At 70.3% G+C, this 11668-nt stretch carries 9 protein-coding genes; 4 read left to right on the top strand and 5 right to left on the bottom strand.

The genetic code is table 11. From position 1 onward, the window contains the following. Both VXC91_RS22535 and VXC91_RS22530 read left to right on the top strand, forming a co-directional pair. The coding region (locus VXC91_RS22535) for an ABC transporter ATP-binding protein (protein ID WP_408057443.1) at positions 1 to 394 on the top strand (394 nt) is incomplete at its 5' end. A 77-nt stretch (positions 395 to 471) separates the two neighbouring features. After that, on the top strand, positions 472 to 981 hold the full coding sequence (locus tag VXC91_RS22530; RefSeq protein ID WP_329509121.1) for a hypothetical protein: 510 nt from the start codon (positions 472 to 474) through the stop codon (positions 979 to 981). A gap of 25 nt (positions 982 to 1006) precedes the next feature. Here the strand turns inward: VXC91_RS22530 and VXC91_RS22525 are convergent, their stop codons facing one another. The 3 genes from VXC91_RS22525 to VXC91_RS22515 all read right to left on the bottom strand — a co-directional run bounded on the left by VXC91_RS22525 (position 1007) and on the right by VXC91_RS22515 (position 8270). Next, positions 1007 to 2596, bottom strand: a complete 1590-nt coding sequence (locus VXC91_RS22525; RefSeq protein WP_408057442.1) for a hypothetical protein — start codon at positions 2594 to 2596, stop codon at positions 1007 to 1009. Beyond that, positions 2593 to 3105 (bottom strand): GtrA family protein, encoded by a 513-nt coding sequence (locus VXC91_RS22520; RefSeq protein ID WP_329509120.1) that lies wholly within the window; start codon positions 3103 to 3105, stop codon positions 2593 to 2595. The genes VXC91_RS22525 and VXC91_RS22520 overlap by 4 nt, the downstream gene beginning before the upstream one ends. Before the next feature lie 224 nt (positions 3106 to 3329). After that, positions 3330 to 8270, bottom strand: a complete 4941-nt coding sequence (locus VXC91_RS22515) for an NAD-glutamate dehydrogenase (RefSeq protein ID WP_329509119.1) — start codon at positions 8268 to 8270, stop codon at positions 3330 to 3332. A gap of 617 nt (positions 8271 to 8887) precedes the next feature. Here VXC91_RS22515 and VXC91_RS22510 point away from each other — a divergent pair. Further along, positions 8888 to 9454 carry a DJ-1/PfpI family protein gene (locus tag VXC91_RS22510; protein ID WP_329509118.1) on the top strand — a complete coding sequence of 189 codons (567 nt, stop codon included), beginning with the start codon at positions 8888 to 8890 and terminating at the stop codon, positions 9452 to 9454. 37 nt (positions 9455 to 9491) lie between these two features. Here VXC91_RS22510 and VXC91_RS22505 read toward each other — a convergent pair whose 3' ends face one another. Both VXC91_RS22505 and VXC91_RS22500 read right to left on the bottom strand, forming a co-directional pair. Then, entirely contained in the window at positions 9492 to 10157 is a 666-nt protein-coding gene (locus VXC91_RS22505) for an HAD family hydrolase (RefSeq protein WP_329509117.1), read from the bottom strand. Positions 10158 to 10238: 81 nt separating this feature from the next. Continuing rightward, on the bottom strand, positions 10239 to 10754 hold the full coding sequence (locus VXC91_RS22500; protein ID WP_329509116.1) for a DUF6912 family protein: 516 nt from the start codon (positions 10752 to 10754) through the stop codon (positions 10239 to 10241). Between the two features lie 346 nt (positions 10755 to 11100). Between VXC91_RS22500 and VXC91_RS22495 the strand changes: the two genes are divergently transcribed. Further along, the gene (locus tag VXC91_RS22495; RefSeq protein WP_329509115.1) at positions 11101 to 11610 is read left to right on the top strand and encodes an Rv3235 family protein; all 510 of its coding nucleotides are present in this window, start codon (positions 11101 to 11103) and stop codon (positions 11608 to 11610) included. Positions 11611 to 11668 lie beyond the last annotated feature (58 nt).

The following is an 11668-nucleotide window of genomic DNA, read 5'->3' as shown; positions in this document are numbered from 1 at the left end:
CCCCATGCGGACGTACTCCTCCGGCATGGGCGCCCGCCTGCGCTTCTCGATCGCCGCCGCCAAGGACCACGACGTGCTCCTCATCGACGAGGCCCTCGCCACCGGCGACCGCGCCTTCCAGAGGCGGTCCGAGAAGCGCATCCGCGAACTGCGCGAGAAGGCGGGCACGGTCTTCCTGGTCAGCCACAGCAACGGCGCGATCCGCGACACCTGCGACCGGACGCTCTGGCTGGAGCGCGGCGAGCTGCGCATGGACGGCCCGACCGATGAGGTCCTCGAGGCGTACGAGGCGTTCACGGGCGGCAGCGACAAGCCCAAGGGCAAAACCCCCCCGAAGTCACCGAATCCGCAGAAAAAGGAACCCGCGGCCGCGAAAGCGCCTCTTCCCTCCTGAGACGCGGCAGCGCACTCGAGCAGGTCCCCTCCGGCGAGACAGTGCCGCCGGGGGCCTCGGAAGGACAGAAAGGCCGCGTGCAACCAGGGCTGAGTGTCATCGTCCACGGCCCCGATCTCCAAGGTCACCTGGGCAAACTCCTCGACACCCTCTCCGCCCGGCCCTTCACCGAGACCGAGGCGGTCGTCGCCGCCGTCGGTGACGGGGCCCGGCAGCAGAGAGAGTGCCGCGCGGCGGGATCCCCGGATGGTGGTGCTGCCGCTGCCCGAGGGCACGAGCGACGGCGCGGCGGGCGCCGCCCGGGCCGTCGGCCGCACTTCGTGCACGGCAAGGACGGACTGCCCACCGGCGCCTTGCGCGCGATCGCCGAACGCACCGCGGAACTCGCCGACTCGGCCGACGTACTGGTCGCGAACCACGTCCGCTCCACCCGGCGCACGGCGGCCCGGGAGGCGCGGGACTTCTTCGCCCGCGCCTCCCGGGCCGCCGTGCGCCGGCGGCCCGGAGCACCACCGGCGCCCCGGCTTCGAGGGCGTCCGCCACTCGCCGCTGAAGGAGAACGACCGGTGAGAAGCCCGTTGCGCTGACGGTGGGGGCGCGCGAGGACGCCCCTCAGCGCACCACCTCGTACAGAACGTCTCCTCTCGCCCCCACGGCCACCCGCCGCAAGACCCGGTCTCCCGGCGGCAACCCGCCGTCCGACGGCCGTTGCACCACCCACCGCACTCCGTAGGACCGCAGCATGCGAAGGCGCGCGCTCCGGGACGCTCCCGCCCCGAAGTACGTCTCCACGGCCGCCTCCCGCCGCCCGTCATCCGGCAGGAAGAAGTCCGGATACCCCGGCGCCACGGTGTACGCCCCGTACGCGGGAATCTGCCGCGCGGGATAGGTCTTCGCCATCACCACGTCCCCGTACCGCACCCACGGCGTGATCCAGTGATACCCCGACCACGGGACCCGGTACTTCGCTGCGACCGCTCCGGGCAGGGCGCCTCGCCCCACCACGTAGCCCACGGTCTGCGCCTGCGTCCATGCCCCGACGGCCAGCGCGGGGGCCAGCACACCGGCTGCCGCGTTCCGCAGCGCCCCCCGCGCCGCCCCGGCCACCTCCACGGCCGCCGCGATCTGCGCGGGGATCAGCACCGCCGGCAGCACCCGGCCCCACGAGTAGTGCCCGCTCAGCGCGCCCACCGCGAACACCACCACCCCGAGCAGGAGGAACAACGCCAGAGGATCCCGTCGGTCCCGCCGCACCCGGACCACCAGCGCCGCCACTCCGACCAGCACAAGACAGAAACGCACGAACAGATGCTGGTACAGCGACCGGTGGATCGCCTCGAGACCGCCCACGCGGAACAACGCGAAGAAGTTGTAGTACGGCCACACCGCAAGGAGCACGACCCCGAGCAGCATCCCGGCCCCGAGTCGCGGCAGGGCCCGGCCGCCGGCCCGGGCCCCCACCACCGTCGCCAGCGCTCCCAGCGTCGCCACCACCCCGGTGAACTGATGGCTGAGCAGGATCACCGCCCACAGCGCACCGAGCCCGAGGAAGACGGCCCATCCGGCGGGCTCGCCCTTCAGCCCCCGTGTCAGCAGCGCCCAGAAGTGGAAGGCGAGCCCCAGCGCGAACACGCTGGGGTAAGCCACGGTCAGTGCCAGCGAGTTGAGCCCGAGGAAGCCGCTCCAGTTGAACACCTTCGTGCCCCACAGGAACACCACGCACAAGAAGGCGAGCGGCGGGGCAAGACGCCGGTCGCTCAACGTGCGGACGTAGCGCCACAGTCCCGTCACCAGCAGCGCCAGGCCGATCAGCGCGCCGATGCGCAGCACGACCCAGACGGACAGCCCCGTGAGGCGGGCGACGACGCCGAGGAACACGGTCCACGGTGAGTAGTACGGGCTGGGCGTGTTCGCGTCGACCAGCGGATTGCCGGGGTCGAGCAGCCGATGCCGCAGCCGCTGCACGGTCGCGGCGTGCATACCGAGATCGCCGTCCCACGGAAGCCGGACGATCACGAACAGCATCAGTACGACGAGCAGGCCCGCGACCGCCCACAGCGCGACTCCGCCTGTTCCGCGCCGCGTACGGGCGTTCGCGGGTGCGCTCCAGGGGCGCTTCGGGCCCTCGGTCCCCGTCTCCGCCCCGGTGGTCCCGGTGGCCCCTCCTGCCCCGTCGGCCCCGCCCGTCCCCAGCAGGCTCATCGCGCGCCGGCGCCCTGCTTCGCCTCGTGCTGGAAGACCCACGTCCGGTACACCAGGAAGCGGAACGCCGATGCCAGCACGATCGACAGCGCCTTGGCGACGTTGGACCCGAGTGAACCGTTCATGTCCAGCCCTCGGTAGCCGATGTAGAACAGCAGGCTCTCCATCATCACGCCGATTCCGCTGAAGACGAAGAACAGGGCGATCTGCTGCCCGGTGCGCGACGACCGGTCCCGGTAGGCGAAGAAGCGGAAACCCAGGTAGTTGGTGCCCATCGCGACGACGCTGGCGAACACGGTCGCTGTCATGGGCGCCCAACTCGCCGCATGCAGCAGGAAGTTGAAGACGAGGAAGTTGACCGCGACACCGCTGCCGCCGACGACCCCGAACTTGGCCACCTCGACTACGAGCCGCCGGACCCGGGCGAACGCCGGGACGGGGGCGGGGACGACGGTCTCGGCAACCGGGCGAGCGACCTGGGGTCGCTGCTCGGAGAGGTTCACAGTCACAGGTACGGGTCCTCCACACTCGTCCGGCGATCAGGCCAAACCCTAGCCCAAATGTCCCGTTTAGCAGGAAAGGGTAAATTCAACGCCGGAATTCCCCAAGTTGATGGCAAGAAGGCGGGGCCGGGACGACGAATCGGAGGATGATGCCCGGATACGCGAACGAGGGCGCCCCAACGCCGTTGGAGCGCCCCCGCCGTCGTACCGGAGGACCGGCCGTACCGGACCTAGCTGTGCGTCCGAAGCAGCGTGCGCATCGTGCGCATCGCGACCGACAGATTCGCGAGATCGAAGGAGTCCGAGCCGGAGATCTCGTCGAGAGTGGTGCGCGCCCTCGCGAGGATCGCCGCGTTCCTCTCCTCCCAGGCCTTGAACCGCTGCTCGGGCGTGGAGCTGCCGTTGCCCACCGCCAGGACGTCGGCGGTCAGACCGGCGTGGGCCGCGTACAGGTCCTCGCGGATCGACGCACGGGCCATCGACTGCCACCGGTCGGCGCGCGGCAGCTCGATGATGCGGTCCATGAGCTTGGTGATCCCCAGCCGGTCGGCGAGTTCGTAGTAGACCTCCGCGACGGCCATCGGGTCCTTGCCCATGCGGTCGGCCACCGAGACGATGTCGAGCGCCGGGAAGGCGGAGGAGAATCCGGCGACCCGCGTGGCGAGTTCGTCCGGCACGCCGGCGCCCGTCAGCTCGTCGTAGATCTTCTGCCACCATTCCAGGTCGGCGCCGCGCAGCAGCTTGGGCAGCTCCCTCCAGACCTGATCGACGCGGTCCCCGAAGAACTCCACCGTCTCGGCGAGTTGCAGCGGCTGCGGCCGGTTGTTGAGCAGCCAGCGCGTGCCGCGCTCGACCAGTCGGCGGGAGTGCAGACGGATCCGGGTCTGGACGTCGGCGTCGACCTCGTTGTCCAGGGCCTCCACCGCGTCCCACACCGCGCCGGAGTGGAAGATGGCACGGGACGCGGTCTGCGCCCGCACGATCTCCTCCAGCGAGGCGCCCGTCTCCTCGCGCAGACGGTGCAGGAAGCTCGTACCACCCGTGTTGACCGTGTCGTTGACGAGAAGGGTCGTCACGATCTCACGGCTCAGCGCGTGGTTGTGGATCTGCTGGGCGAACCGCTCGCGCAGGGCCGTCGGGAAGTACGCGTGCAGCAGGCTGCGCAGATACGGGTCGTCGGGCAGCTGCGTCTCCAGCAGTTCCTTGGAGACCGTGATCTTCGTGTACGCCAGCAGGACGGCCGTCTCCGGTCCGGTCAGGCCCTGACCGGAGTTGAGCCGCTCGCGGATCTGCCGGTCGTTGGGCATGAACTCCAGCGCCCGGTCGAGGTGACCCTCGCGCACCAGATGGCGGATGAACCGCTGCTGCGCGTGCAACATGTCCTTCGACTGGAACAGGGCGTTGGCGATCGCCACGTTCTGCGCGTAGTTGTTGCGCAGCACCAGGGTGCCGACCTCGTCGGTCATCTCGGCGAGCAGCTGGTTGCGCTGCTTGACGGTGAGGTCGCTGTTGGCCACGACCGCGTTGAGCAGGATCTTGATGTTCACTTCATGGTCGGAGGTGTCCACGCCCGCGCTGTTGTCGATGGCGTCCGTGTTGATCTTTCCGCCCTGCTGCGCGAACTCGATCCGGCCCAGCTGGGTCAGGCCCAGGTTGCCGCCCTCGCCGACCACCTTGACCTGCAGGCCGCGCCCGTCCACACGGATGGCGTCGTTGGCCTTGTCGCCGACGTCCGCGTTCGACTCCGCGGAGGACTTGACGTACGTGCCGATGCCGCCGTTCCACAGCAGGTCGACCGGCGCCTTGAGAATGGCCCGCATCAGGTCGGCCGGGGTCATCTTGGTGACGGAGCCCGCGATGCCGAGGGCCTCACGGATGTGCGCGTTGATCGGGATCGCCTTGGCCGACCGCGGGAACACACCACCGCCGGCCGACAGCAGCTCGGTGTCGTAGTCCGCCCACGAGGAGCGCGGCAGCTCGAACAGCCGGCGGCGCTCCGCGTACGAGGTCTCCGCTTCCGGGTGCGGGTCGATGAAGATGTGCCGGTGGTCGAAGGCCGCGACCAGGCGGATGTGCTCGGACAGCAGCATGCCGTTGCCGAACACGTCACCGGACATGTCGCCGATGCCGACGACCGTGAAGTCCTCGGCCTGGGTGTTGACACCCAGCTCCCGGAAGTGCCGCTTCACGGACTCCCAGGCACCGCGGGCCGTGATGCCCATCTTCTTGTGGTCGTAGCCCGCCGAGCCGCCGGAGGCGAAGGCGTCGCCGAGCCAGAAGTTGTATTTCTCCGCGACCTCGTTGGCGATGTCCGAGAACGTCGCCGTGCCCTTGTCCGCGGCGACCACGAGATAGGTGTCGTCCGAGTCGTGCCGGACCACGTCCGCGGGCGGCACGACCTCGCCGGCCACCATGTTGTCGGTGATGTCCAGCAGCGCCGAGATGAACGTCCGGTAGCTGCGGATTCCCTCCGCGAGCCATGCGTCACGGTCCACGGCCGGGTCGGGCAGCTGCTTGGCGACGAACCCGCCCTTCGCGCCCACCGGCACGATGACGGTGTTCTTCACCATCTGCGCCTTGACCAGGCCGAGGATCTCGGTGCGGAAGTCCTCGCGCCGGTCGGACCAGCGCAGGCCGCCGCGCGCGACCTTGCCGAAGCGCAGGTGCACGCCCTCGACACGCGGCGAGTACACCCAGATCTCGTACGCCGGACGCGGCGCCGGAAGATCGGGGATGGCCTGCGGGTCGAACTTCATGGAGATGTAGTCGTGCGGCTTGCCGCCCCTGGCCTCCTGGAAGAAGTTGGTGCGCAGGGTCGCCTTGATCAGAGTGAGGAAGGACCGCAGGATCCGGTCCTCGTCGAGCGAGGCGACCTGGTCGAGAGCGGCGTCCAGCTCCTCCAGCAGGGCGTCGGTCAGCTCCACGCCGGCCCGCTGCCGCTCCGGCGACATCCGTGCCTCGAAGAGGGAGACCAGCAGCCGGGTGGTGTGGACATTGTTGCGGAGGGTGTCCTCCATGTAGTCCTGGCTGAAGGTCGAACCGGCCTGGCGCAGGTACTTGGCGTACGCGCGCAGCACCATCGCCTGGCGCCAGGTGAGTCCGGCGCTCAGCACAAGGGCGTTGAAGCCGTCGTTCTCGGCCTGTCCGGTCCAGGTGGCGGCGAAGGCGTCCTGGAACCGCTCACGGGCGTCGTCGGCCAGGATCTCGCCGTTGTCGCTGAACGAGGCGGGCAGCCGCAGACCGAAGTCGTAGATCCACGCGACCGTGTGGTCCGCGCAGCGCAGCTCGTACGGCCGCTCGTCGACGACCTCCACGCCGAGCCGGTTGAGCACCGGCAGCACGGCGGACAGAGAGACCGCCTCGCCCTTGCGGTAGATCTTGAAGCGGCGCTCGCGAGGGCCGACACCCACAGGCTCGTACAGGCTGAGGGCGAAGTTCCTGCCGCCCTCCTCGGTGGTGAGCTGCTCCAGGTGCACAAGGTCGGCGACCGCGGCACGTGGTGTGTGGTCGGCCTTGTACCCCTCGGGGAAGGCGCCCGCGTAGCTGCGCTGCAGCTCGGCCGCGTGCTCCTCGCCGAGTTCGGCGTTCAGCGCCTCGTTGAAGGCGTCGGTCCAGGAGCGGGCCGCCTCGGCGAGGCGGGCCTCGATGCGCTCCTTGTCGACGTCGGACAGTTGCGGCAGTTCCGTGCCCTGCGGGACGCGGACCACGAAGTGCAGCCGGGAGAGGATCGACTCGGTGTTCCAGGCCGTGAAGTCGACGCTGGTGCCGCCGAGCTCCTCTTTGAGGATGTCGATGATCCGCAACCGAACACCGGTGGTGTAGCGGTCGCGCGGCAGGTAGACGAGGGCCGAGTAGTAGCGCCCGTACTCGTCCTGGCGCAGGTACAGCCGCAGCCGGCGGCGCTCCTGGAGGTAGAGGACGGAGGTGGCGATGGTGCGCAGCTCGTCGGTCGGGGTCTGGAACAGCTCGTCGCGCGGGTAGGTCTCCAGAATCTGGAGCAGGTCGCGGCCGTCGTGGCTGTTGGGCGAGAACCCGGCGCCCTGGAGCACCTCTTCGACCTTGCGCCGGATGACCGGCACGCGGCGTACGGACTCGGTGTAGGCGGCGGACGAGAACAGGCCGAGGAAGCGGCGCTCGCCGACCACGTTGCCGTGCTCGTCGAACTTCTTCACGCCGACGTAGTCGAGGTACGACGGCCGGTGCACGGTGGCGCGGCTGTTGGCCTTGGTGAGGACCAGCAGCTTGTGCTCGCGGGCCTTGGCACGGGCGTCGGCGGGCAGCCGCTCGAAGGACGGGCTCACCGGGTGGTGGTCGTCCCCCACGTGGTGCGGGTCCGATCGCAGTATGCCGAGCCCGGTGCCGGGCACGGCGGCCAGCACGTCGTCGTCGCGCAGCTCGTACTCGCGGTAGCCGAGGAAGGTGAAGTGGTCGGCGGCCAGCCAGCGCAGCAGCTCGCCGGCCTCCTCCAGCTTCGCCACGGGCAGATCCGTGGGCGCGGACTCCTTCTGGAGTCCCTCGGCGATGCGCAGCGCGCATTCGCGCATCTTCTCCCAGTCCTCGACGGCCTCGCGGACGTCGGACAGGACGCGCATCAGATCCGCGGTGATCTGCTTCAGGTCGGCGCGGTCGGTCTCCCGGTCCATCTCGACGTGGATCCACGACTCGATGTGCGCGTCGTGCGGCAGCTCGCCGCCGGACGCGTCGGGCAGCACTTCCAGGAGCTTGCCGGTCAGGTCGCGGCGGACGACGAACTGGGGGTGGATGACGACGTGGATCCCGCGCCCCTGCCGCGACAGCTCGTTCGTGACGGAGTCGACCAGGAAGGGCATGTCGTCGGTGACGACCTCGACGACGGAGTGACTGCAGGTCCAGCCGTTCTCCTCCACGGTCGGGGTGTGGACCCGCACACTGGCCGTGCCCTGCGGGCGCGTCTCGGCCAGTCTGTAGTGCGAGATCGCGGCTCCGAAGACATCGACCGGGTCGCGGTCGGCAAGGTCCTCCGGGGCGGTGTGCAGGTAATAACGCTGGAGGAACGCGAGCACGGTGTCCCGGTCCGGGGTGCCCTCGCCCGTCGTCCCAGTCGGTAGGTGCCCCCCGACCGGGCTGTTCTCAGCTACCCGGGCGGCCCTCTCGAGCAGCTCGGCCTTGGCTTCGTCCAGCTTGGTCTGCATTGTCCTCTGGCTCCTGTCGCGCGCCGTTGCGTGACGTAGAAGGAAATACGGTCTCTTCTCCCACATGACGCCGCGACGCGGGGTGTCCGGTCTGGTTCGACGCTATGCCGCATGGAGAGAAAGGTGGGGGGTTATCGGCCAATTCCGACACCCTCGGCGAATGTGACGCTTGTCTCGGCGCGCTGTGCGCCTCCCGCGTCCCCGGCGCTCCGGTCGTCGTGCCGGGCGCCTGCGGCGCCCTTTCCGACCGGCCCCGCCTGCCAGGATCAGCGACCGCCGCCCGGTCACGGATGTCATCCGTGCTCACCGGGCGCAGGGCAGGGACGACGACGTCCCCGCGAGGTATCGCGCTGATCACGCCACCAGGCTATCGCTCATCACAGGGGGCACGTCATGAGCCGTATGTGTACAAAACAGGGGGCCGAACTTTGACGTTCTGCACAGGGGCGAAGGGAGCGATGCCGTGCAGTGCCGTCGGTGCGAGCATGGCTGTACGAACGGCGAGCACGTCTGTACGAGCGGTACGAGGCCCCCTCAGGGGGGCGACCTCGACCTCGGGCACGTTGCCAGAAGCACCCGACGGAGCCGTCCGCACGACCGAGGGGAGCACAGCGAACATGACGCAGAAGATCCTGATCGTCACCGGCGACGCGGCAGAATCACTGGAAGTCCTGTATCCCTACCAGCGTCTGCGTGAGGAGGGGTACGAGGTCCATATCGCGGCCCCCACCCGCAAGACACTCCGCTTCGTCGTCCATGACTTCGAACCCGGCTTCGACACGTACACCGAGAAGCCCGGCTACACCTGGCCCGCCGACCTCGCCTTCTCCGAGGTCGACCCCGGTGACTACGTCGCCATCGTCATCCCCGGCGGCCGCGCCCCGGAGTACCTCCGCAACGACCCCGAACTCCGCAAGATCCTCAAGTCGTTCTTCGACACCGACAAGCCGGTGGCCCAGATCTGCCACGGTCCCCTGCTCACCGCCGCGGTCGACGCCCTGCGCGGGCGGCGCGTCACGGCCTATCCCGCGCTGGAGCTGGACATGCAGGCGGCAGGTGCCACCTTCCAGGACGCCGAGGCGGTCGTCGACGGCACCCTCGTCTCCTCGCGCGCCTGGCCCGACCACTCCCGCTGGATGCGCGAATTCCTGACGGTCCTGCGCGCCAAGGCGCCGGTGACCTGAGTCCACTCGGTGCGGCACCCCCAAGCGCCGCATCCGCTCACGCCGCGAGTCGCTCGGCCTCCGCGACCGCCTCGGCCAGCGTGTCCACCACCGGAACGCCGACCTCCTCGAGGCTGGCACGGCCGTGTGAGCCCCCGGTGTACAGAACCGCCAGCGCTCCGACGTGCCGGGCCGCGACCGCGTCGTCCGCGGCGTCCCCGATGACCACCGTGCGCGTCGGCTCCACGCCGTCCAGCGCCCGTATGTGCCGGACCATGTGTTCGGCCTTGCTGCCCCCGGAGGGTCCGGTCCGTCCGTCCACGCGCAGGAAGTGCGTCTCGATCCCGAAGCCCCGGACCAGCGGGACGAGCTCGTCGTGCCCGTACATGCTCAGGAGCGACTGGCTGCGGCCCGCCGACCGCCATCCCGCGAGCAGGTCCGCGGCGCCCTCGGTGAGCCCGCACCGGATCCGGTTCTCCGCGTAGTACCGGTGGAAGGCCTCGTCCATGACCTCCCACTCGGCGTCCGTCGGCAGCCGCCCCATCAGCCGCTCGTAGAACCTGGGAACCGGCACGCAGTACAACGCCCGGTACTTCTCCAGCGTGATCGGCTCCAGACCGAGTTCGGCGAAGGCGGCGTTCGTCGCCCCGACGATCGCGTCATTGTCGTGGAACAGCGTCCCGTTCCAGTCCCAGACGATGTGCGCGCTTGCGTACGTCCCCATGCCCGAAAACGTACCCGACCCCACCGACAATCACGTGCCCGCCGGCCCCGATGCCAAGAGGACGGGGGGAGAATCGCCAGGTCAGGCCCCCGGCCCGAGCAGCTGGGGAATCTCCTGCGTCGCGTACCAGAGCAGCTCGTGGTCCTCGGCACCGTCCACCACGAACTGCGCGTCGTCGTCGCCGCCGTCCGCCGCCGCCACCGCCTCGGCCGCCGCGGTCACGTCCGCCTCCGCGTCGTCGGCGTCGGCGTGCACCGCGGCTGCCTTGTCCAGCGGTACGGGCCCGGCGACCCGCACCTCGCCGAGGGCCGCCGGGTCCAGGGCCCGGTCGGGATCGGCGGCCGCGGCGCCGTCCGGTACGTCGACCGCGACGACCACGCGTCGCCGCGGCGCCCCCGGGTCGGCCGCGAGCAGCCGCAGCGAGGCCAGTGCGGCCCGGTTGAGCGCCGCGTACTCCAGCTCCTCGATGTCGTCGGAGAGGTACCACTCGCGCAACGCGGGCGTGACGGCATAGGCCGCCAGCGGTCCCGCACCCAGCTCACCCGTCTTGTACGCCTCGGCGAGACCGGGGAGGGTCAGAGGGACGTAGACGCGCATGGCGAGCCGCTTTCGTAGTCGATGAGGGCGGCCGGAGGGCCCCTGCGGGGCCCCGCGGAGATCGCCCCCGCGCCTCCGGCGAGTCACCCCAGGATACGTGCGGGCGTCCCCCTTCGGGTCCCGGCCGCCGCCTTCCCGAACGTCAATCGGAACGCCTGTGGATCACCCGGCGCGCTCCCGCGGGACCAAGGTTTCCGGGCCTGCCTCTCATCCTGATAGGTGAACCCGTCGGCCGCCTCGGCGCGCTCCCGGCTTCCTTGCGGGGCGGGTCCCCCACCTCGTACAAGATCCCCATCGAGAAGTTACCGACCGGTATCCGCCGGTCCCGCGAAACGGGGATTCCCACATGAACAAGGTGATGACCAGGAACAAGCCGACGACCGGGGTCAGGCGGCACCCGGGCGGCCGTCCACCGGTCCGCCACGACACCCGACGCCCCGGGCCCGCACCCCGCCACCCCGCACCGGGCCGGGGCACGTCCCGCACGGCTGCTCCCGCCGCCCCGGGACCGGTCCCCCAGCCCCGCCCGACCGATCTCTTCGCCGACCGTCTCGTGTCCGTGCTGAGCGGCCGGCGACCGGTGCACAGCATGCTCCGCCACACCGTCGGCCGGGCCTACGACGAGCTGGCGTGGCTCGCCGAACGTGGCCCGCTGCGCAGCGGCAGCCACCCGGTCGTCCGCGACATCGGCTACTACGTCCCCCGCCCCGGCGCCATCGAGGCCTTCGCCCGCATCGCCGCGGGCGACCGGCTGCGTGCGATGGCGTTCCGCCTGGAGTGCGGACCGGACCACCGCTGGCGCTGCACGGCGGTGGAGCTGGGCGGGCCCCGGATGCCCCGGGCGGACGACGACTGACGCGAACGACACGAGGGGCCGGGCACCCTCGGGTGCCCGGCCCCTCACCACGGCAGTG

The organism is Streptomyces chiangmaiensis (assembly GCF_036281785.1).
GTDB classification, from domain to species: domain Bacteria; phylum Actinomycetota; class Actinomycetes; order Streptomycetales; family Streptomycetaceae; genus Streptomyces; species Streptomyces chiangmaiensis.
This window is presented reverse-complemented; position numbering and strand designations above follow the sequence as displayed.